Raw genomic sequence first — 21,216 nt, forward strand, 5'->3', positions numbered from 1 at the left:
AACAACTTTATCAAACAACATGTGGTGAATGCTTGCCACCTGCCTAAATGAGTGACGCCTGTATGAACATTAATTTATCTCCGTCCAATGAAAGCAGCAAAGTAGCCTCGGTCTCAGGTAGTGAGGTTATTCCAGAGGGTAATGAAATTAGCGAAGCAGAAGAATCGGGTGGTTTTTTTGCTAAGCTAGCCGCGCTTATTAAAGGTGAATCCTCGCCTGAGAAAGCGCAAGGTAGTACGGAAGCTGATAGCGAGGGTGAGGCGGTAAAAGTCAGTGCAGAGAGCACAGACGCACTGCTCAAAGTCGGTGACGGAGAAGTGTCTGAAGAAGGTGAAGTTGTCAGCACAGATGACACCGGCGACGAAGTGAAAGTAGCGACAACAGACGGTGATAATCCCGCCGTCAAAGCAAAAGGTTCTGAAGATGGAGAACCAGATGATGCGAAAAAACTGATTTCAGAAAACGAAGAACTACTCGGTCGATTAAACGAATCTAGCAAAGCGCTCCAGCCAAAAGACGGCAATGCGTTGCCTCAGGAGCAAGAAAAGCTCACCGGAGACCAGACGCCGAAGTCTAAAGATGGTGAAGAGGCTGTGGCTGCAAATGCAAAAACTTCGACTCAACAAGCACTGAGTGAAGAAGATGTAGCCAAGGTAGCCAAAGTAGCCAAAGTTGAAGGTGGAGAGCAACCTTTAGTAGAAAGTGAAAAAGTCGCGACTAAAGCTGTCAGTAAAGAGGTCGAAGTTCCGGATGCGGCTAAACCTTTTGTACAAAAAGAAGAGGCAAAAACACCTAAATTGGCCGAGCAAGCCGCTTCTGAGGGTGAGTCCAAGGATACTAAAGCGGCGTTGGCAGGCGGGGCTGCGGGAGCTTCTGCGGCAGTTGTAGCGTCTAATCAAGATGCGCTACCCGAAGGCGAAGCAGTTGGTGAGCAAAAGGTGGTGCAAGGCGATTCTACTCAAGTCAAAGCCCAATCTATAGAAGCTTCCGATGCTGAACAGGCTGCGCTGGTAACTGAAAAATCAACGGACTCAGAAATCAAAGCACCAGTCGATGAAAGTGACACTCCGGTTGTTCAAGCGGTAGGAGCGGCAGTGGCAACTCCTGCGATAGCTCAGAGCGCAACTGAAGCAGGTGTTGCAAGTTCAGTGGCTGCTTCAGGCACTGCGGCGGGAGTGGCAGCGGCAGGTGTGGTTGCAGCAGCGATCCCGTGGTCAAATGGTGACGTTGAGCAAGACCCAGAACTTTTGGTGGCTGAAGGAAAACAAAAGATACCGCAAGCCCCCGTTGCTCAATCCGTACAGCAGGCGGTAGCGTCTTCTCAGCAAGCGAGTTTGATGGCACAAGGGATGCCAGTTGCTGACAAGGCTAACCCTATGATCGCTCAAATGAATGATTTCTCGGTGGCACAGGCGATGCCTGCTTTTAATCCCGCTTCTACTGCCGCTAGTGAAAAAGCGATGCTTCAAGCCGCAATGGGTATGAAGGCAGCAGCCGGCCTAGGAAAAATGACCAGCGCCGAGAATAAATCGAGCGGTGTGCAATCAGCCGCGGAAGCAAATTTTGCCCAGCAGCTTTCCCAAGTTACCGGTCAAACGGCTCAGAATAGTGTTCAAGGACGAGTTGAACAAGCTATAGCCCAAACTCCTTTGCAAATGACGCGAAGTGATATTGCTGGTGAACAGTTAGCCGAACGCGTTCAAATGATGATGTCTAAAAATCTCAAAAATATAGATATTCGACTTGACCCACCAGAGCTAGGCCGTATGCAGATCCGTATGAACATCGGTGGTGACAACGCGACGGTTCACTTTACGGTTGCAAACCAGCAAGCGAGGGATGTGATTGAACAATCTATGCCAAGGCTTCGAGAAATGTTGTCTCAGCAAGGTGTTCAACTTGGAGACACTTCAGTTCAGCAGCAGGCGCAAGGCCAACAGCAAAACCGATACGCGGGTGATGAACAAGGCAAAAGTGGTCAGGGGATAGGCAATCAGACCGCAGGGAATGAAGAAAACCTTGAAGCGGACGTCAAACTTGATTTGAATGTTGCGACAAAGCGTGATGGAATCAGTTATTACGCTTAAACTGTATAGCAAAGTGACCTAAGGTGCGGTTTCAATAAGAATTTATTGAAATTCTGACAGAGCGTTGATTTGAAAACCTAGTAAGTCTATGTTGAAAATAAGCGTCAGCGGTAATGTGCACTTAGATAGCACAACTGCACTTAGGCAGAATAAACGGAACAATTAGAGAAAGTAATCATGGCAGATGAAGAAGTAGAATCTGAAGCTCCCAAAGGCAAAAGCAAACTGCTGATAATTATTATTGCGGTAGTCGTTCTGCTTGCAGTAGGCGGAGGTGCAGCTTTTTTCCTATTAGGCTCGGATGACACTGAAGAGTCAGAAGAAGTTCAACAAGAGATGATGGTTCCGACTGACCCCGTTTCTTATGTAAACATTGCTCAGCCTTTCTTGTTTAATGTCACGGGTGATGAACGCGATCGCATGGTGCAGATTAAAGTGCAGTTGATGGTTCGCGGAACGGAAAATGAAAACCTAGCGCGCTATCACTCTCCATTAGTTGAGAGTTCATTACTTAGCACATTTGCCTCAGCTACGGTTGAACAGCTCAGAACAGCAAATGGCCGCGTTGAGTTAAGAGATAAAGCGACAGAAGATATTAAAGCGAGTCTAACTCGGGCAGTTGGACAACCAGTGATCGAACGAGTGTTATTTACAGACTTTGTAATTCAGTAGGTGAGCAGTGACCGATCTATTAAGCCAAGATGAAATTGACGCGCTCCTTCACGGTGTGGACGACGTTGATGACGTTGAAGAAGAGGAAGTAAGCTCCGCGCCCGGTGCGGTGGAGTTCGATTTCTCTTCTCAAGACCGCATCGTTCGTGGTCGAATGCCGACTCTGGAGCTGATTAACGAGCGTTTTGCGCGTCACTTGCGCATTAGCCTATTTAATATGCTTCGAAAAACTGCAGAAGTGTCGATCAACGGTGTGCAGATGATGAAGTTTGGTGAATACCAAAATACTCTGTACGTACCAACCAGCTTAAACATGGTTCGCTTTAGGCCTTTAAAAGGCACGGCGCTTGTTACCATGGAAGCACGTCTCGTCTTTATTTTGGTTGAAAACTTCTTTGGTGGTGATGGTCGTTTCCACGCTCGAATTGAGGGTCGTGAGTTCACCCCAACTGAACGTCGTATTGTTCAGCTGTTGCTGAAGATAGTATTTGAGGATTACAAAGAAGCTTGGTCACCGGTTATGGGTGTCGAGTTTGAATACCTCGATTCTGAAGTTAACCCGAGTATGGCAAACATTGTCAGCCCAACAGAAGTGATCGTGGTGAGTTCGTTCCACATCGAAGTCGATGGTGGTGGCGGTGATTTCCACGTTGTTATGCCTTATTCCATGGTTGAACCTATTCGAGAACTTCTCGATGCAGGTGTGCAATCAGATAAGATGGAAACAGACGTGCGCTGGAGCACGGCACTTCGCGAAGAAATCATGGATGTGCCTGTTAACTTCCGTGTTAACTTGCTCGAACAAGATCTTTCTTTAAGAGATTTGATGGAGCTTCAAGCAGGTGACATCATCCCAATTACTATGCCTGAAAACGCCACTATGTTTGTCGAAGAACTGCCCACCTATAGAGTGAAAATGGGTAAGTCAGGCGAGCATTTAGCAGTTCAGGTATCAGAAGAAATTAAGCGTCCGGATGTAGTTAAAACTGATATTGCATTCTTGGGCAAAGACGTCATCTCCGAGTTAGAGGAAGATGACGGAGAAATAGAAGATTAAGCGACAGTTAAAGTAGAGTAAAAAGTATGGAACCAAGTGACGACCAAAAACTGGCGGACGAATGGGCTGCTGCGTTAGGTGAAGATCCGGATGCACCCATGGTTGACGTCGACGAGGTGATGTCTGCTCAGCTTGATGAGCTACAAGATACGTCTTCTCCTATCTCAGAAGACGAAAGGCGCAAGCTCGATACTATCTTAGATATTCCGGTTACCATTTCGATGGAAGTTGGCCGTTCTCAAATTAGTATCCGCAACCTACTACAGTTGAACCAAGGTTCAGTTGTTGAACTGGAGCGTTTGGCGGGCGAGTCGTTAGACGTATTAGTCAACGGTACTTTGATCGCACACGGCGAAGTTGTTGTGGTCAACGACAAGTTTGGTATTCGTCTCACTGATGTGATCAGCCAAACAGAACGGATTAAGAAGCTAAGGTAGCCAATGAGACGCTTAGCGTTAATTTTGGCAATGTTGCCAACACTTGCTTCGGCCACTTCTCCGACAGGCCACTTAGACTGGGCGACCACTTTTGGGTCGCTTTTGTTCGTTGTTATCTTAATACTCGGCCTAGCTTGGTTGTTAAAGCGAATGCGCGTACCGAGTTTTGCCCAGCAAAAAGGTCTCAATGTGGTGAGGCAAATCCCAGTTGGAACACGTGAGCGCATTATGATTGTTCAAGCTGGCGAAGAGCAGTTTTTGGTCGGTGTCACCCAGCAATCTATACAATTGATATCGAAATTGGAAAAGAACCTGACTCAGGAGGAGCTGGAGACCAGTCCATTTGCCAGTCAATTGACTCAGCTCATTAAAAAGCATGACAAGAATAAGTGATTTAGCCAAGGTACTCTTTTTGTCCTTGTGTCTGTTGATGTCTTCTACGGTGTTTGCTCAACAAGAGTTAGACACGTCTCTACCCGAAAATCCAGCGGCGGGACAATCTGTCACTGTTAGCGCGATGGAAAAAGAGGCGGGGGCGAGCCGAACCATATCTACGGGAGCTGTCGTGGGTGGAAGTGGCGGTATTCCGGCGTTCACTATGACTGCTAACCCCGATGGCAGTGAAGACTATTCCATCAACTTGCAAATTCTTGCCCTGATGACCATGTTAGGCTTCTTGCCGGCTATGGTTATTCTGATGACGTCATTTACGCGTATTGTGGTGGTGATGTCTATCTTGCGACAGGCGATGGGTTTGCAACAAACGCCGTCTAACCAAGTTATTGTCGGTATTGCTATCTTTTTGACGTTTTTTATTATGTCTCCTGTTTTGAGCAAGATAAACGAAGACGCTGTCCAACCGTATCTTAATGAACAGATTTCGGCGAGGCAAGCGTTCGACGCTGCTCAAGTCCCAATGAAAGACTTTATGCTCAAGCAAACTCGGGTTAAAGACTTAGAAACCTTCGTCAATATTTCTGGCTCAGATGCGCAGAACCCAGAAGATGTCTCAATGGCGGTATTGATCCCCGCCTTTATCACTTCAGAGTTAAAAACGGCATTCCAGATTGGTTTTATGCTGTTTTTACCTTTTTTGATTATTGACCTGGTGGTGGCCTCGGTATTGATGGCTATGGGTATGATGATGCTTTCGCCGATGATCGTTTCTCTGCCGTTTAAATTGATGCTGTTTGTTCTTGTCGATGGATGGAACTTGATTCTATCCACTTTGGCCGGCAGTTTTGCTTTGTAGCGGGGAGGGCTTCTAATGACACCTGAGATGTTTGTAGAGCTTTTCCGAGATGCACTGTGGATGGTGTTGATAATGGTAAGCGCCATTATTATCCCCAGTCTGCTGATTGGTCTAGTGGTTGCTATCTTTCAAGCGGCGACCTCTATCAACGAACAAACATTAAGTTTCTTACCTCGTTTGATTGTTACCTTGTTGGCGCTAATGATCTTTGCTCACTGGATGACTCAACTCTTAATGGAGTTCTTTTTCTCCATGGTTGAGCGACTGCCGCAAGTTCTCTACTAGGGGTAATTATGGAGTATCCTACCAGCGTAATTCTGGATTGGATGGCTAATTATTTTTGGCCTTATACTCGTATTGCCGCCATGTTGATGGTGATGTCAGTCACCGGCGCTCGCTTTGTTTCTACCCGTGTTCGACTCTATTTAGGCTTAGCGATTACGCTTGCGGTAATGCCTATGCTTCCCGCCGTACCAGATACGATAGAGCTTCTCTCGTTCGAGGGCTTCATGATTTTGATGGAGCAAATTATTATTGGTGTCGCCATGGGCACGGTGACTCAGTTTATGATCCAAACCTTTGTGATACTTGGACAAATATTGGGTATGCAATCGAGTTTGGGTTTTGCGTCTATGGTCGATCCGGCCAATGGACAAAACACCCCTTTGCTTGGTCAACTGTTTATGTTGTTGGCGACTATGTTCTTTTTGGCAACGGATGGTCATCTAAAGATGATCCAACTGGTAGTGATGAGCTTTACTACTTTGCCAGTGGGCTCAGGAGCGCTTAATACGGTTGATTTTAGAGAGTTAGCTCTTTGGATGGGTATAATGTTCAAAGTGGCACTAAGCATGTCCTTATCGGGTATTATCGCGCTGCTCACTATTAACTTATCATTTGGTGTAATGACGCGTGCCGCACCTCAGTTAAACATCTTTTCTCTTGGCTTCGCTTTTGCATTACTCGTAGGTTTATTGCTCTGCTGGTATATTATTGGCGGTTTGTTTAGTCACTATGAATTGTTCTGGATTCAAGGTGAACAACAGGTTTGTCGTTTTATTAGGCTGAACTGCTAGGAGGCGAGATGGCAGAATCGGACGGTCAGGAACGCACAGAAGAGGCCACCCCCAAACGGTTGCAACAAGCACGTGAAAAAGGGCAGGTGGCCAGATCGAAAGAACTCGCATCCGTTTCTGTATTGGTAGTGGGAGCCGTTGCACTTATGTGGTTTGGCGAAACCTTAGCCCGTGCACTCTACACTATGATGGGGCGTCTCTTTTCTCTTAGCCGAGAAGAGATATTCGACATCGGCAAACTCTATGATATTGGCCTTGGCTCCCTTGGCAGCTTACTTATCCCCTTGTTATTAATCCTAGTGACTCTGTTTATTGCCGCCATGCTTGGGGCCGCTGGAGTTGGTGGCATCAGCTTCTCTGTTGAAGCTGCGATGCCCAAATGGTCAAAGATGAACCCGCTCAGTGGCCTAAAGCGAATGGTTGGCTTGCAAAGTTGGGTTGAGCTAGTTAAATCGATACTCAAAGTTGCACTGGTTTCGGGAACCGCGTTCTATCTAATCAATGCGGCAAAAGGCGATCTGTTCCAATTGAGCATGGATGTCTACCCGCAGAACATTTTTCACGCTTTAGATATCTTGCTGGAATTTATCCTTCTTATTAGTTGTACCTTGCTGATAGTCGTGGCGATAGATATACCGTTCCAAATATGGCAACACGCCGACCAGTTAAAAATGACCAAACAAGAAGTCAAAGACGAGTACAAAGAGACCGAAGGTAAGCCGGAGGTCAAAGGTCGTATTCGCATGTTGCAAAGGGAAGCGGCTCAAAGACGTATGATGGCGGAAGTGCCGTCGGCGGATGTTGTGATCACCAACCCTGAGCACTTTTCAGTAGCGCTAAGGTACAAGCAAGATCAGGACAAAGCTCCGGTCGTGGTGGCCAAGGGTACGGATCATATGGCAATGAAGATTCGGGAAGTAGCGAGAGAACACGGTATTTATGTCGTTCCTGCCCCGCCACTTGCTCGTTCCCTGTATCACTCAACAGAACTAGAGCAAGAGATCCCCGACGGTTTGTTTACCGCTGTGGCTCAAGTTCTGGCTTATGTGTTCCAGCTTAAGCAGTACCGCAAACGCGGAGGGCAACGTCCCAACCTCAAATCCGAAGATCTGCCGATCCCACCAGATTTACGCCAGTAGCCCCGCTACTTTTCCGGAATTGACAGTAGAACCAGTAGTGCACCATCGCCGCCAAACTCTAAAGGTGCTTGGTGAAAGGCCATCACGTCTGGGTGCTGAGCCAACCAAAGTGGTGCTTTTTGCTTGAGAATATGTTTACCAATACCGTGTTGAACACATGCACAGTGCACATCGTTCTTAACACAATGAGCGATCATTGCCCCAAGTTCTCTTTTGGCCTCTTTTTGTGTCATGCCATGCATATCAAGAAATACATCAGGGACGTAAACCCCGCGGCGCAGTCGCTTGACTTCGTAATGTGAAACGTCATCACGAGCGTAACGGGTCGGCCCTTCTTCGCTGAGCAGTGGAACGAACTCATCGGAGAAATAGAACTCAGTATCACTCGCTTCACGGGCAGTGCGAGTGATTTCTTTTTGCTTACTGTTTTTTTTTGGTTGCTGGACTATGGTATCCTGTTGCAACTTTTTTACGCCTTGTACTGCATCCCTAAAAAGGGCGAACTCGTCATCAAGGTCGGTGTCTTTTTTGCTCATTGGGTTAACACAACGTATTTCAATACAACTGGCAGTATTGTAGCGCTTTTTGGAGGCAATTTTGGATAAGATTTTTGTAGAAGAAGCCGTTTCCGAGCTTCACACCCTTCAGGATATGATTCGCTGGACGGTGAGTCGGTTTAATGCCGCGGGACTTTTTTATGGTCACGGCACCGATAATGCGTGGGATGAAGCGGTTCAATTGATCCTGCCGACGCTTTATCTACCCATTGATGTGCCTCCACATGTTTTAAATTCGCGCCTGACGAGTAGCGAGAGACTAAAAATAGTCGAGCGCGTGGTTAAACGCATTAATGAACGAACCCCAACGGCTTACTTGACGAACAAAGCTTGGTTCTGTGGTTTGGAATTTTTTGTTGATGAACGCGTACTCGTACCTCGTTCACCAATTGGCGAGTTGATCCAGGCAGAATTCCAGCCTTGGTTAGTTGAAGAGCGACTCGCATTATGGATCTTTGTACTGGTAGTGGTTGCATCGCTATTGCGTGTGCTCACGCTTTCCCATACGCGGAAGTGGATGCGGTGGATATTTCAACCGATGCGCTAGAAGTGGCTGAGCAGAACATTCAAGATCACGGGATGGAGCAGCAAGTATTCCCACTTCGCTCAGACCTTTTCCGCGACTTACCAAAAGACAAGTACAACATCATAGTGACAAATCCACCTTATGTGGATGAAGAAGATATGAACAGCTTGCCTGAAGAGTTTACGCATGAACCAGAACTCGGTTTAGCGGCGGGCACCGATGGACTTAAGTTGGTAAGACGAATTTTGGCAAACGCGCCAGACTATCTGACTGATAGCGGCATATTGGTTTGTGAAGTGGGTAACTCAATGGTACACATGATGGAGCAGTATCCTGAGATCCCGTTCACTTGGCTAGAGTTTGAAAACGGTGGCCACGGCGTGTTTATGTTGACTCGACAGCAGCTAGTTGATTGCGCAGAAGAGTTTTCACTGTACAAAGATTGAGTGAATGAATAGTCAAAAATCGAGCATAACTGCTCGATTTTTTTATGCCAAATAAAAGTGATTTGGGTCTTTACATCAAATGATAATAAAGCGACTATGAAATCACGAACAATAGCAGACAGCAGTTGAACAAGTTCAACTGATATATTGAGGAAGTAATGGCAGGAAACAGTATCGGACAACATTTCCGAGTAACCACATTCGGGGAAAGTCACGGTATCGCACTAGGATGTATCGTAGACGGATGCCTCCGGGACTAGAAATCAGTGAGGCGGATCTGCAAACCGATTTAGACCGTCGTCGCCCAGGCACTTCGCGTTATACAACGCAAAGACGCGAACCGGATGAGGTGAAAATCCTATCCGGTGTGTTTGAAGGACAAACAACCGGAACCTCTATCGGATTACTGATCGAAAATACCGATCAGCGCTCTAAAGATTACTCAGAGATCAAAGATAAGTTTCGTCCTGGTCACGCGGATTATACCTACCATCAAAAATACGGCGTTAGGGATTATCGAGGTGGCGGCCGTTCGTCAGCTCGAGAAACCGCTATGCGTGTCGCTGCTGGTGCTATTGCCAAGAAATATCTCAAGCAAGAATTTGGTATCGAAATCCGTGCTTACCTATCGCAAATGGGCGATGTCTCTATCGACAAAGTGGATTGGCAAGAAATCGAGAAGAACGCTTTTTTCTGTCCAGATGTCGATAAAGTCGATGCATTTGACCAGCTAATCCGCGCGCTGAAAAAAGAGGGCGACTCGATTGGTGCCAAAATACAGGTCGTCGCAACGAACGTTCCCGTCGGTCTTGGAGAACCGGTTTTCGACCGCTTAGACGCAGATATTGCCCACTCCCTAATGAGCATCAATGCCGTTAAAGGTGTAGAGATTGGCGACGGCTTTGACGTGGTTAATCAAAAAGGCAGTGAACACCGCGATACCCTATCGCCAGAAGGCTTTGGCAGCAATCATGCCGGTGGGATTTTAGGTGGTATTTCAACCGGTCAAGATATCGTTGCTAATATTGCTCTGAAACCGACATCCAGTATCACGGTTCCCGGTGAGACCATTACACGCGAAGGTGAATCTACGGAGTTGATCACTAAAGGGCGTCACGATCCGTGCGTCGGTATACGCGCCGTTCCTATTGCAGAAGCTATGTTAGCGATAGTGGTAATGGACCACTTATTGCGACACCGAGGACAAAACCACGGTGTGACAACAGAAACGCCGAAGATATGATATAGAACCCACCGCTAGGTGGGTTTTTTCATTAATGTACTGATGATTCCGATTCAAGCTGGAATCTGGGTAATCGCCAGTTAAATCTCACCGCGGCCATTCTCAGTAAATAACCAGTAATTAAGGTTGATATGGTTGCCGGTAACTCTGGTATGTTAAGCCATAGCAAGGTTAGATAGAGTGTAGAAGCCGTTAATGCAACCGATGCGTACAGTTCTTGATGGAGAACTAAGGGAGTTTGACGGCAAATTAAGTCCCGTAGCAAGCCTCCAAATACGCCAGTTACAATCGCTGCCACAACACAAATAATCACGTGATGTCCCATTGAGAGAGCGACCTTAGTCCCGATAATACTAAACACAATTAAGCCCAAGGCGTCGAGCCTAATAAACACACCTTTTAGCTTGATTATCCACCTTGCTATAACAGTGGTAATCACACCAGCGATACAAGTGATGACTAAAAACTCAGGTTTTTTAACCCACCCGATTGGGTAGTGACCGAGTAAAATATCCCTGACGGTTCCTCCACCTATTGCGGTGGCACTGGCGACGAGCATCACGCCAAACCAATCCATATTTCGTTTTCCAGCACTGAGTGCTCCTGTCATGGCTTCTGCGGTAATACCGACAATATAAAGAGTAGTGAGTAGCATGGTTGTCTTTTACTGAGTGAAATTCAAAGCGAATGGCGTTCGCTATTGGTGGGTGACAAGTGTAGTGATTGGCGACTGAGATGACGAATGAGAAATTGTATTGGAGAAAAGGATTCTTCAATTAAAAAATCTAATGAGAGCCTTCGATGATCGCGGGCAGCAAAATTTCTCTATTCAATTGCGACGGGAAACATGCGAAAATCTTGCGGCGTTTGAACTCGACTAAGCAATCATGGCCCATCATTATTCCGATCTAATTAATCTATTTGAGAAAACCTTTTTTTCTGAATTCAACACTAAGCTAGTGCTCGGTGGTGATGAACCTATTTATTTACCGGCTAATAGCGAGATTTCTTATCACCGGATTATTTTTGCACGCGGTTTCTATGCGTCGGCATTACACGAGATCGCACATTGGCTCGTAGCGGGAAAAGAGAGGCGGTTACTGGAAGATTTTGGTTATTGGTATGAGCCTGATGGTCGCGATGAAGACACCCAAGCTGAGTTCGAAAAGGTTGAAGTACGCCCGCAAGCTTTTGAGTGGATACTTTCCAAAAGCGCTGGCTTCCCTTTTAATGTGAGTTGTGACAACCTACACGGCGATTTTGAGCCTGATCGCTTGGCTTTTATGAGCAAAGTTCGAGATGAAGTGGCCAAGATATTAGAGGTAGGTATGCCTTCACGTGTACAGGCGCTCTCCCAAGCACTGTGTGACTATTACTCTATGCCAGCACCACAAATTAGTGATTTTAAAGTGGAATAAAAAGAGAAATCCATGATTATTGAATTTGAAGAAAAGCTACTTGAGCTTATTGACGCCCGTATTGAATCTGCGTCTGACGATGAACTGTTTGCTGGTGGTTACCTGCGCGGACATATCTCTCTGTCGGCTGCATCGTGCGAAGAAGAAGGTGTTGATGATATCGACGACTTTAAGCGTCGTATCGAAGCGAGTTTAGAAGAAGCAAGAGCTGAGTTGACGCCAGCAGACCGAACTATCGTCAATGACTTGTGGACAGAACTGCTCAACCACGCGTAATGAACTGAAACAGGGCTGGCATCACGCCAGCCTTTTTTGTTCAAAATTTTCGAATAACTCCATAAAACAATCAATATTGTTGCTGCTACCGATAGCGCTTAATCTGTTCTTACCCACTGAGAGAAAGGACAGAATCATGAAAGTAATCGCATTTGGAGCATCGACCAGCTCTACTTCAATTAATAAAACCCTAGCTACCTATGCCGCTAACTTACTTCCGAATGCGGAAATTAAGGTATTGGATATCAAAGATTACTCTGTCCCGCTTTTCAGTGAGGATACAGAGAAAGAGATTGGCAAGGCAGAAGGTGCCGAAGCTTTTCTTCGCGATATTGAACAGGCGGATGCATTGATCATTTCGTTTGCAGAGCACAATGGTTCCTATCCAGCGGCGTATAAGAACTTATTTGATTGGGCAACGAGAATTAACCGCGAAGTTTATCAAAACAAGCCAGCGGTTTACCTTTCGACATCCCCTGGTCCCGGCGGCGCGAAAACCGTTCTTGCTCAAGCGACCACTTCAGCACCCTATTTTGGTGGTGACGTAAAAGCCTCGGTTTCAGTGCCAAGCTTTTACGATACTTTTGATTTGGACAATGGAAGGTTAACCAACGCAGAGATAGAAGAGCAAGTTAAGCAAGCTGTTTCCCTCTTAGCTTAACCCTTAAGAACTAAAAAGCCTCGCAATACGAGGCTTTTAAGCTTTGACCTAGTCGACCATTTTTCCCTTGCGCAACTTTTTCACCCACATTCGACTAGGGTGCAGCTGTTCCAACACATCAGTGGGTAAAGGCAAAGCATCCCCACAAATTTGAGATGCTAACACTTCAGCCAATAATGGAGCAGAACTCAAACCACGTGAGCCCAGCCCCAAGAGACAGAATAGGTTTGGGTAAACCGGAACCTTCTCTGCGGACGATTCACTTTGCTTCACCAAATCTTGATAGAGAGCTTTGGTTTCTGCTAACTGACCGACGGATCCCACAAATGGCAAATGGTCTCGGCTAACACAGCGAATGCCCTGTCTGGATTGGTTTCCGCTGGTGTCCACATCATTGGCCCACTCCGCTCTAGGTAGGCAGCGTGTGAGTTTTTCACCATTGTCCTGCTGAGCAAACGGATCAAACTCGGTATCTAGGTTATCTCTGTCGTAACTTGCGCCGATACAGTGGTGTTGGTTCTTGGGGTTACACGGTGTCATATAACCGTCGTAACAAAGAACCGTTTTTAGTTCAGAGAGACGATCTGTCGTTGGGATATGGCTTACTTGACCTTTTACTTGCCCTAGGGGGACATCTTGGCAAGGGGCCAACTTGCTAAACTCGTGACCATTGGCCACCACCACCGTTTTATGCGTAAACTGGCCTTTAGAGGTTTCTAGAACCCAGTGTTGTTCTTTGTCATTCCAATCTAAAGAGAGCACTTCACACCTGTAATGGCTGACCAATTTTAGGTTTTGCTCTAGATCATTGAGTAGACTTTGCGTGAGTTGAGCAGGACACAACCAACCACCTAGCGGATAACTGACACTGCCGACGTCGATGGGAAGTCCGATGGTTTGCTGAGTTTGCTCTGCAGAGAGTGCGCGAATAAGTCCGGTTGGGAAGTTGCCTTCGATCATTTTATTGAGTTTAACTTGGGACTTTTCATCCCACATTAACTGAGTCACACCACACCAGTCATGATCAAATTCAAGCTGTCTCGCCGCTTTTTCAACAAACTGTCGCGCGTAAAGAAAGGCGGGGGCAAACATTCTAGAGACACCAGAATGGTCGCCATTTAGCAAGGGGTAAACCGCACCTTGCCGATTTCCAGAAGCTCCTTGAGCGGGCTTTTCATCTTTGCAATAAAGCGTTGGTTTTAGCCCGCGTTCGGTGAGTGCTTTGGCTAATGCGGCACTTGCGATGCCTCCGCCAATAATGGCGATATCGTCGGTGGCCGTAGCGTTTGGCCTAAAGTACCAAGGCTTTATATTGGTAGTGGGCTTTTTGTCAACTACCGTACCAGCAATCATATCTCGCTTTGTACCAAAGCCTTTGACCTTTTTCATTTCGAAACCAGCTTCGATTAGCCCACGCCTTACAAAGCCTGCCGCAGTGAAGGTTGCGCAAGTACAGTTTTGCTTTGCCAACCGGGCCATGCCGTCGAACAAGTTTTGATTCCACATCTCGGGATTTTTACTTGGTGCAAAGCCATCTAAAAACCAAGCGTCAACCGTTCCTTGCTCAGGGTTAGGCACCGTTGGCATTGAATCTTTTATATCACCAAACCAGAGGTCTAGAGTGACTTTTCCGTCGGCTAAAACAATGCGATGACACTCGGGCACGGCAATGGATAGTGCTCTTGCAGCTGTTCGGCGTATTGGGATAACTCTGGCCAAGATTGATGTGCTTTAGCAAGGTCATCAGCGCTTAGTGGATATTTTTCGAAACTGATAAAGTGTAGCTCTTGCAATGGAGCTTGCGGGTGTTCTTGTCTAAACTGTTCAAACCACTGCCACGCGGCTAAAAAGTTTAAACCCGTTCCAAATCCGGTTTCAGCGATAACAAAACGTCTTTGGTCATAATTTTGCCATCTTTCGGGAAGATGATTCTGGGTAAGAAAAACGTAGCGAGTTTCTTCTAGTCCATTTACGTTAGAGAAATAGACATCATCAAACTGATCGGAAACCGGTGTACCAGATTCGTTCCAGTCGAGTTTGGCGTTTTTAATTGAGGTCATAAAGGCTGATTTCTAAAAAATAGACGGTAAACTAGTGAGGATTGTACGGATTTCTGGGAAAGCTGACCACTTTTGATGGCTATCTTGGTTATTATCTAGCGGAATTTAGAATTATAGGAATGTCATAATGAAACGAGTCGTCATCACCGGTATGGGTATTGTTTCGAGTATCGGTAACAACGTCGAAGAAGTACTAGCGTCTCTGAAAGCAGGAAAATCTGGCATTAACGCATCAGAACAGTTCAAAGAGCAAGGACTGCGTTCTCAAGTTTGGGGTGATCTAAAAATTACACCCGCTGAGCACATTGATCGTAAACAGATGCGCTTTATGGGTGATGCGGCAGCTTATGCATACCTATCTATGCAAGAAGCCATCGAAGATTCAGGTTTGACCGAAGAACAGGTATCAAACGAACGCACAGGTATTGTTGCGGGATCTGGCGGTGCTTCTTCTCTAAACCAAGTTAATGCGGTAGATATTCTGCGCAACAAAGGCGTGAAGCGCGTTGGTCCTTACATGGTACCTCGCACAATGTCTTCTACAGTATCGGCTTGTCTTGCTACACCATTTAAAATTCGCGGTGTGAACTACTCTATGAGTTCAGCTTGTGCTACGTCAGCGCACTGTATTGGCCACGCGATGGAGCTTATCCAGCTTGGTAAACAAGACGTAGTGTTTGCCGGTGGTGGTGAAGAGTTAGACTGGTCATTAACCATGATGTTTGATGCGATGGGTGCGTTGTCTACTAAGTACAATGAGCAACCTGAAAAAGCTTCGCGCACTTACGATGCAGACCGCGATGGTTTTGTTATCTCTGGCGGTGGCGGCATGATGGTTATCGAAGAGCTTGAGCACGCGCTTGCACGTGGTGCTAAGATTTACGGTGAAATTATCGGTTACGGTGCAACGTCTGACGGCTACGACATGGTAGCGCCATCAGGTGAAGGTGCAATTCGCTGTATGAAGATGGCGATGCAAGATGCAGAGTCTATCGACTACATCAACACGCACGGTACTTCTACACCAGTAGGTGATGTTAAAGAGCTAGGCGCGATTCAAGAAGTTTTTGCTGATAGCAATCCAGCAATTTCTGCGACAAAAGCAATGACAGGCCACGCACTTGGTGCTGCGGGTGTGCACGAAGCGATTTACTCTACTTTGATGTTGGAAAACAACTTTATTGCGCCAAGCATCAACGTTGAAAACCTAGATGAAGCTGCGCAAGGTCTTGATATCGTGACAGAAACTCGCGACGCAGAACTGAATACAGTTATGTCTAACAGCTTTGGGTTTGGTGGTACAAACGCAACACTAGTCATTAAGAAGTACCAAGGCTAACAACTGATCTTAGCCGCAAAACGGTAGACCAGTTTCCAGAGCTGATCAGCATAGCTGATCGAACAGACGCAGACTCTGTCCCAAGGAGAGCGGGACAGGATCCTTTTGTTCTGGAACATTGCCCGGCATTTGCCGGGCATTTTTCTTTGTTTCTCTTTACTTCCACTCGACACAAGTCACGCTTTTCTGCACAATCACCCCATTATTGGTAAATCGGGACTGTTACCAGGTGAAGATTTTAATTGATGAAAATATGCCTTACGCTGAGCAGTTGTTCAGTCAGCTTGGCGAAGTGGTGTTAAAGTCAGGTCGTGACTTAACCGCGGACGACTTGGTAGACGTTGACGGTTTGATGATTCGCTCAGTGACAAAAGTGAATGCAGATTTACTGAGTAAGGCGAATAAACTGAAGTTCGTCGGCACAGCGACCGCGGGTATGGACCATGTGGATCAAGCGTTGTTGAAAGAGCGTGGGATCTATTTTACCGCCGCTCCTGGTTGCAACAAGGTCGGCGTGGCGGAGTATGTTGTCAGCGTCATCATGGTGCTCGCTCAGCAACACGGTTTTTCAATTTTTGAGAAAACCGTTGGTATTATCGGTGCAGGGCAAGTCGGTAGTTATTTAGAGAGCTGCCTAAAAGGCATTGGCGTCAAAGTCTTAATCAATGATCCCCCTAAAGAGCAGCAGGGTGACAAGCGCGAATTTACACCGCTTAACACGCTGCTAGAGGAGGCGGATGTTATTACGCTGCATACGCCGATTGTTAAAAACGGTGACCATCCAACCTATCATTTGATTGACAGTGATAGATTGAATTCACTTCGCAGTGATCAAATATTGATAAACGCCGCGCGTGGGCCCATCGTTGATAACTCAGCCTTAAAAGCGAGACTAAAACAAGAAGATGGTTTTGTCGCTGCGTTAGACGTGTTTGAGTTTGAACCCCAAGTGGATATGGAACTGCTGCCTTATCTCGCTTTTGCTACGCCACATGTCGCTGGGTATGGGTTAGAAGGCAAGGCTCGCGGTACAACCATGATTTTCAATAGTTACTGTGAGTTTTTAGGTAAGCCGCTGGTAGCAAGGGCATCAGAGTTACTACCAACAGCTCCAATACCGACCATAGAACTGGATAGAGAGTGGGATGAAGCCGTGCTGCATACGATGACGCAGTTGATCTATGATGTACGAAGAGACGATGCCTTGTTCCGAAGAGAAATACACAAAGAAGGTGCATTTGATAAAATGCGCAAACAGTACTGGGACCGCAGAGAGTACAGTGCAATTAAAGTCGTTGGCACAGAAAATTGCAATCTGTCGCCATTGGCGAGTTTAGGTTTTCAAATTGAGGTTGTGTAATGAGCCAAGAATTTAATATTGCCGTTTTAGGCGCGACAGGTGCAGTAGGTGAAACCATTGTTGAAGTTTTGCAAGAGCGCAAGTTTCCGATTGGTGAGATTTTCTTGTTAGCGAGTGAGCGCAGCGCTGGGAAAACCGTTCGCGTTAACGGTAAAACAGTAGTGGTTCAAGACGTAGAAGAGTTTGATTGGTCTCAAGCTCATATCGGCCTCTTTTCCGCAGGTGGCGAGCTGTCTGAGAAGTGGGCTCCTATTGCCGCTGATGCAGGGGTTGTTGTTATCGATAACACCTCGCACTTCCGCTATGACTACGATGTCCCGCTTGTAGTTCCAGAAGTTAATCCAGAAGCAATTGCTGAATTTCGCAATAGAAACATCATCGCAAATCCCAACTGTTCGACTATTCAAATGCTGGTGGCGTTAAAACCAATTCACGATGCAGTAGGAATTGAACGTATTAACGTCTCCACTTATCAGTCGGTATCTGGTGCTGGAAAGTCGGGCATTGATGAGTTAGCAGGGCAAACCGCCAAGTTGCTAAATGGTCGACCCGCTGAACCAGAGCAGTTCTCCCAACAAATTGCATTTAACTGTATTCCTCAAATAGATAAGTTTATGGACAACGGTTACACCAAAGAAGAAATGAAAATGGTGTGGGAAACTCAGAAAATCTTTAATGATCCAAATATTGCGGTTAACCCAACTTGTGTCCGCGTTCCAGTTTTTTATGGTCATGCCGAAGCAGTGCACATAGAAACTCGTTCGCCAATTGACGCTCAGGAAGTGATCAACTTGCTAGATCAAACTGAAGGTGTAGAGGTCTTCCACGGTGAAGATTTCCCAACTCAAGTTCGCGATGCAGGTGGAAAAGACACGGTTATGGTGGGTCGAATTCGCAACGATATAAGTCACCACAGCGGTATCAATCTTTGGGTTGTTGCGGACAATGTTCGCAAAGGCGCGGCGACCAATGCGGTCCAAATTGCCGAAGTTTTGATTCGCGATTACTACTGATAATCTTCACAGCCCCGCATTGTCGGGGCTTTCTTTATCGATTCTTTTTTAGTCAGGGTCTAACTAAAGGGGCGATTTTTGTGTGAGATTACTGCGATTATTACGCATGACACACATTTTTTAGCTCACTCCCTATAGTTTTGCCTACTTTATCCGATATATTTAACAGATCACCGTTTTTAAAAATTATTAAAGCACATAGCTGAGCCTTATATGCGTCGACTTTTAACACGGCTGCTACTGCCTATTGCACTGGTAGCCGTGACTCAGACTTCTATCGTTAGTGCAGAAACGATTCGCCTCAAGGGACCTAATGGCGAGATACAATCATCGCCTCAGTATTCCGATCCCTCTGTAAGAAGCTTTGCACCTTCAAATCAGCCGTCTCAATTTTATGGGCCAACGACTGAGCAAGAAACCCTATGGTCGATTGCGAGCCGACTGCGACCAGCAAATTCCGTTACAGTTCAGCAAACTCTTTTAGCAATTTATCAACTGAACCCACAAGCTTTTGAACAGCAGAATATTCATGAGTTGATACCGGGGAGCGCTTTGCGCATTCCTTCTTTGGTTCAAGTTCGCAGCGTGACAACCGCAGAAGCGATTAGAGTCATGGAATTACATCAAGCACGCCTTGATGGAATAGAGCTCAACCAGCCTACCGTGCCTATCGGCCCAGCTGTAGAGCAAACACCGAATAAAACAGAGGTTGTGAAACCAGAAGCGGATCCGCAACCCGCACCAAAGACTGCTAACTCAGATCTGAAAGAAATTGCGCAAGGAGAGAAGAAGAAACAAGTCACATCTCTAGAGCGTCAACTGGAAAGTTCCGAGTCAGATTTGCTTGCGCTAGAAGAAAAAAACCATAAGTTGCGTCTAATGTTGGCCGATGTGCAGTCTGAGGTCGATGTGCTCAAAGATGAACTCGGTGATGAATCTCGAATTAAAAGTGAAGTTGAAAAACTTCTTGAGGAAGAGAGAGCGCGACTAGCGGAAGAACAAAAGCTGGCCCCGAGTGAACTCGATATGCTGTTTTCCAATACATGGCTTGTTGCAGCACTGGCGGTCATCCCCGGCCTTTTGATTGGCTTGATCCTAGTACTGCTGTTGGGTAGCGCAAATCAGATTCTGCACCAGTAGAACAGAAAGTTGAGCAGCAATCACCTCCGGTAGTGGCAGATACTATCAACGAAGAGGTTGATGATGACCTCCTTCTCAACGATGACCTGTTTGGAGATTCCGACGAAGAGAAAGAAGAGCTATTTGGTGACGAGAGCATTCTAGACGACGATGATGAGATTCCCGACGACAATGACGTATTTGCCGATTTGGATGACAGCGACCTCGACTTCAACTTAGAAGGGGAAGATGGGGAAGATCCGTTTGCTGGTATTGGCGAAGATGGTGAATTGGATTCAGACCTTTCTGAACTGGGGAGTAGCAGTGGCATCAGCGTTGATGGTGAAGAAAAAGCGCTTGGCCTTGAAGAGATGGAACGCGCGCTTGACGAAGTGGTTATCGACGATGGCGAAACCGAATCTTCTGACTTTGACCTCGCCGATGAAGGTATTTCTCAGGAAGACTTTGATGAACTACTAGCCGGTGACGAAGAATCCGAAAGCTTGGATAGCGATGAACTCGATCAATCGCTGCTTGATGATCTGCTCAGCGAAGCATCCGACGAAAGTGCGGAAGAAGACTTTGATTTAAGTTCAGACGACCCGGAACCTAACTTGGCGAGTGACAGCGAAATAGATGATCTGTTCGCCCAAGTAGAAGCACAAGCTGATCTAGACCAACTCGAAGCAAACGCTCTTGATGAAACTGCGTTGCTCGACGAAGTTATTGAAAGTGACGATATCGATGTAGACGAAAATAGTACCGAACTGCTCGATGAGCTATTACAGGAAACAGAACAAGACTCGGCTTCTAATACGGTTGAAGATGAGAAAGTCGCTCTTGATGAAGATAGCACCGACCTACTTGACGATTTACTTGATGAAAACGTTAACGAGTTAGCGCCTGAGCCAGACTCTACAGAAACGTTAGATGAGTTTTTAGGTGATGCGCCAGAGCAAAGCGAATCGCTAGATATTGCCGAAGATAGTACCGAACTACTTGATGAATTGCTGGATGAAACAGCGGCCGCCGAGACGGACGAAATAACCGATGCTGCGGAACTTGACCAACTCCTTGAAGAAGTGGCTGGTGATATTCCAGACGAGACTATCGAGCTTGATCAAGAAAGTACCGAGCTTCTAGACGAACTTATTGAAGAGTCAGAAAATGAAGATGGCGCTCCATCGGCTGGTCTGAGTGATGATGGAACCGACTTGTTTGAAGAGTTGATGGATATCGAAAAACAAGCGGAAGAATCAGCGCAAGAGATAGAGCAAGAGACCGACGTTGAAGAAGAGTTAGAGCCTGTCGGAGAGTTCTCCAGCGATGACTTTATCGACGATATGCTAGATGCGGCTCCAGAGGCGGACCCACTTTTAGAAGAATTTAACCTCGATGAAGAGGCCGAAGAGCTTGACTCTCTAGAGACTGACAACAAACTTGCAGAGCCAGAGCCAGAGCCAGAGCCAGAGCCAGAG

19 protein-coding genes and 3 pseudogenes are annotated in these 21,216 nt (G+C 46.5%); 19 read left to right on the top strand and 3 right to left on the bottom strand.

Annotation, left to right across the window (positions count from 1 at the left end; all coding sequences use genetic code 11):
• The first annotated feature begins 62 nt into the window (after window positions 1–62).
• The 9 genes from BLO31_RS02975 to flhB all read left to right on the top strand — a co-directional run bounded on the left by BLO31_RS02975 (window position 63) and on the right by flhB (window position 7,720).
• Window positions 63–2,087, top strand: a complete 2,025-nt coding sequence (locus BLO31_RS02975) for a flagellar hook-length control protein FliK (protein ID WP_070962818.1) — start codon at window positions 63–65, stop codon at window positions 2,085–2,087.
• A gap of 177 nt (window positions 2,088–2,264) precedes the next feature.
• A complete protein-coding gene (fliL, locus tag BLO31_RS02980; protein WP_070962819.1) occupies window positions 2,265–2,759 on the top strand; it encodes a flagellar basal body-associated protein FliL in 495 nt (164 codons plus the stop codon).
• Window positions 2,760–2,766: 7 nt separating this feature from the next.
• On the top strand, window positions 2,767–3,816 hold the full coding sequence (gene fliM / locus BLO31_RS02985; RefSeq protein WP_070962820.1) for a flagellar motor switch protein FliM: 1,050 nt from the start codon (window positions 2,767–2,769) through the stop codon (window positions 3,814–3,816).
• Window positions 3,817–3,842: 26 nt separating this feature from the next.
• Entirely contained in the window at window positions 3,843–4,253 is a 411-nt protein-coding gene (fliN, locus tag BLO31_RS02990) for a flagellar motor switch protein FliN (protein ID WP_070962821.1), read from the top strand.
• Between the two features lie 30 nt (window positions 4,254–4,283).
• The gene (gene fliO / locus BLO31_RS02995; protein WP_425425260.1) at window positions 4,284–4,646 is read left to right on the top strand and encodes a flagellar biosynthetic protein FliO; all 363 of its coding nucleotides are present in this window, start codon (window positions 4,284–4,286) and stop codon (window positions 4,644–4,646) included.
• Between the two features lie 37 nt (window positions 4,647–4,683).
• Window positions 4,684–5,505 (top strand): flagellar type III secretion system pore protein FliP, encoded by an 822-nt coding sequence (fliP, locus tag BLO31_RS03000; RefSeq protein ID WP_425425261.1) that lies wholly within the window; start codon window positions 4,684–4,686, stop codon window positions 5,503–5,505.
• A gap of 15 nt (window positions 5,506–5,520) precedes the next feature.
• Window positions 5,521–5,790, top strand: coding sequence for a flagellar biosynthesis protein FliQ (gene fliQ / locus BLO31_RS03005; RefSeq protein WP_070962824.1), 270 nt, complete (start codon window positions 5,521–5,523; stop codon window positions 5,788–5,790).
• An 8-nt stretch (window positions 5,791–5,798) separates the two neighbouring features.
• Window positions 5,799–6,581 carry a flagellar biosynthetic protein FliR gene (gene fliR / locus BLO31_RS03010; protein WP_070962825.1) on the top strand — a complete coding sequence of 261 codons (783 nt, stop codon included), beginning with the start codon at window positions 5,799–5,801 and terminating at the stop codon, window positions 6,579–6,581.
• Between the two features lie 8 nt (window positions 6,582–6,589).
• Window positions 6,590–7,720, top strand: coding sequence for a flagellar biosynthesis protein FlhB (flhB, locus tag BLO31_RS03015; RefSeq protein ID WP_070962826.1), 1,131 nt, complete (start codon window positions 6,590–6,592; stop codon window positions 7,718–7,720).
• Window positions 7,721–7,725: 5 nt separating this feature from the next.
• On the opposite strand, the gene smrB is transcribed toward flhB, so the two are convergent.
• Window positions 7,726–8,256: an endonuclease SmrB gene (smrB, locus tag BLO31_RS03020; protein ID WP_070962827.1), complete on the bottom strand. Its 531-nt coding sequence runs from the start codon at window positions 8,254–8,256 to the stop codon at window positions 7,726–7,728.
• Window positions 8,257–8,317: 61 nt separating this feature from the next.
• On the opposite strand from smrB, the pseudogene prmB reads away from it, so the two are divergent.
• Together prmB and aroC are read left to right on the top strand one after the other, a co-directional pair.
• Window positions 8,318–9,249: pseudogene (gene prmB / locus BLO31_RS03025) on the top strand (50S ribosomal protein L3 N(5)-glutamine methyltransferase).
• Window positions 9,250–9,407: 158 nt separating this feature from the next.
• Window positions 9,408–10,492 (top strand): annotated as a pseudogene (aroC, locus tag BLO31_RS03030) (chorismate synthase).
• Window positions 10,493–10,523: 31 nt separating this feature from the next.
• Here the strand turns inward: aroC and BLO31_RS03035 are convergent.
• A complete protein-coding gene (locus BLO31_RS03035; protein WP_070962828.1) occupies window positions 10,524–11,147 on the bottom strand; it encodes a trimeric intracellular cation channel family protein in 624 nt (207 codons plus the stop codon).
• A 232-nt stretch (window positions 11,148–11,379) separates the two neighbouring features.
• Between BLO31_RS03035 and BLO31_RS03040 the strand changes: the two genes are divergently transcribed.
• The 3 genes from BLO31_RS03040 to BLO31_RS03050 all read left to right on the top strand — a co-directional run bounded on the left by BLO31_RS03040 (window position 11,380) and on the right by BLO31_RS03050 (window position 12,847).
• Window positions 11,380–11,910, top strand: coding sequence for an elongation factor P hydroxylase (locus BLO31_RS03040; RefSeq protein ID WP_070962829.1), 531 nt, complete (start codon window positions 11,380–11,382; stop codon window positions 11,908–11,910).
• Between the two features lie 12 nt (window positions 11,911–11,922).
• Window positions 11,923–12,186, top strand: a complete 264-nt coding sequence (locus BLO31_RS03045; protein WP_070962830.1) for a YfcL family protein — start codon at window positions 11,923–11,925, stop codon at window positions 12,184–12,186.
• Window positions 12,187–12,322: 136 nt separating this feature from the next.
• Window positions 12,323–12,847: an NADPH-dependent FMN reductase gene (locus BLO31_RS03050; RefSeq protein WP_070962831.1), complete on the top strand. Its 525-nt coding sequence runs from the start codon at window positions 12,323–12,325 to the stop codon at window positions 12,845–12,847.
• A 48-nt stretch (window positions 12,848–12,895) separates the two neighbouring features.
• Here the strand turns inward: BLO31_RS03050 and mnmC are convergent.
• Window positions 12,896–14,907: pseudogene (gene mnmC, locus BLO31_RS03055) on the bottom strand (bifunctional tRNA (5-methylaminomethyl-2-thiouridine)(34)-methyltransferase MnmC2/FAD-dependent 5-carboxymethylaminomethyl-2-thiouridine(34) oxidoreductase MnmC1).
• Between the two features lie 127 nt (window positions 14,908–15,034).
• Here mnmC and fabB point away from each other — a divergent pair.
• The 5 genes from fabB to BLO31_RS24245 form a co-directional block, all read left to right on the top strand.
• The gene (gene fabB / locus BLO31_RS03060) at window positions 15,035–16,246 is read left to right on the top strand and encodes a beta-ketoacyl-ACP synthase I (RefSeq protein WP_070962832.1); all 1,212 of its coding nucleotides are present in this window, start codon (window positions 15,035–15,037) and stop codon (window positions 16,244–16,246) included.
• Window positions 16,247–16,475: 229 nt separating this feature from the next.
• Window positions 16,476–17,606 carry a 4-phosphoerythronate dehydrogenase gene (locus tag BLO31_RS03065; RefSeq protein ID WP_070962833.1) on the top strand — a complete coding sequence of 377 codons (1,131 nt, stop codon included), beginning with the start codon at window positions 16,476–16,478 and terminating at the stop codon, window positions 17,604–17,606.
• Window positions 17,606–18,619 (top strand): aspartate-semialdehyde dehydrogenase, encoded by a 1,014-nt coding sequence (locus tag BLO31_RS03070; RefSeq protein ID WP_070962834.1) that lies wholly within the window; start codon window positions 17,606–17,608, stop codon window positions 18,617–18,619. The genes BLO31_RS03065 and BLO31_RS03070 overlap by 1 nt, the downstream gene beginning before the upstream one ends.
• Before the next feature lie 213 nt (window positions 18,620–18,832).
• Window positions 18,833–19,759 (top strand): FimV/HubP family polar landmark protein, encoded by a 927-nt coding sequence (locus BLO31_RS24240; RefSeq protein WP_070962835.1) that lies wholly within the window; start codon window positions 18,833–18,835, stop codon window positions 19,757–19,759.
• A gap of 32 nt (window positions 19,760–19,791) precedes the next feature.
• Window positions 19,792–21,216, top strand: a 1,425-nt coding sequence (locus BLO31_RS24245; RefSeq protein ID WP_483855404.1) for a midas domain-containing protein, incomplete at its 3' end; no start/stop codon positions are given.

The organism is Vibrio sonorensis, assembly GCF_001854765.1.
Taxonomy (GTDB): Bacteria; Pseudomonadota; Gammaproteobacteria; order Enterobacterales; family Vibrionaceae; genus Vibrio; species Vibrio sonorensis.

Coding starts and splice junctions, on each gene's coding strand:
- BLO31_RS02975 (WP_070962818.1), top strand. CDS start 63: ATGAACATTAATTTATCTCCGTCCAATGAAAGCAGCAAAGTAGCCTCG.
- fliL (WP_070962819.1), top strand. CDS start 2,265: ATGGCAGATGAAGAAGTAGAATCTGAAGCTCCCAAAGGCAAAAGCAAA.
- fliN (WP_070962821.1), top strand. CDS start 3,843: ATGGAACCAAGTGACGACCAAAAACTGGCGGACGAATGGGCTGCTGCG.
- fliO (WP_425425260.1), top strand. CDS start 4,284: ATGTTGCCAACACTTGCTTCGGCCACTTCTCCGACAGGCCACTTAGAC.
- fliP (WP_425425261.1), top strand. CDS start 4,684: ATGTCTTCTACGGTGTTTGCTCAACAAGAGTTAGACACGTCTCTACCC.
- fliQ (WP_070962824.1), top strand. CDS start 5,521: ATGACACCTGAGATGTTTGTAGAGCTTTTCCGAGATGCACTGTGGATG.
- fliR (WP_070962825.1), top strand. CDS start 5,799: ATGGAGTATCCTACCAGCGTAATTCTGGATTGGATGGCTAATTATTTT.
- flhB (WP_070962826.1), top strand. CDS start 6,590: ATGGCAGAATCGGACGGTCAGGAACGCACAGAAGAGGCCACCCCCAAA.
- smrB (WP_070962827.1), bottom strand. CDS start 8,256: ATGAGCAAAAAAGACACCGACCTTGATGACGAGTTCGCCCTTTTTAGG.
- BLO31_RS03035 (WP_070962828.1), bottom strand. CDS start 11,147: ATGCTACTCACTACTCTTTATATTGTCGGTATTACCGCAGAAGCCATG.
- BLO31_RS03040 (WP_070962829.1), top strand. CDS start 11,380: ATGGCCCATCATTATTCCGATCTAATTAATCTATTTGAGAAAACCTTT.
- BLO31_RS03045 (WP_070962830.1), top strand. CDS start 11,923: ATGATTATTGAATTTGAAGAAAAGCTACTTGAGCTTATTGACGCCCGT.
- BLO31_RS03050 (WP_070962831.1), top strand. CDS start 12,323: ATGAAAGTAATCGCATTTGGAGCATCGACCAGCTCTACTTCAATTAAT.
- fabB (WP_070962832.1), top strand. CDS start 15,035: ATGAAACGAGTCGTCATCACCGGTATGGGTATTGTTTCGAGTATCGGT.
- BLO31_RS03070 (WP_070962834.1), top strand. CDS start 17,606: ATGAGCCAAGAATTTAATATTGCCGTTTTAGGCGCGACAGGTGCAGTA.
- BLO31_RS24240 (WP_070962835.1), top strand. CDS start 18,833: ATGCGTCGACTTTTAACACGGCTGCTACTGCCTATTGCACTGGTAGCC.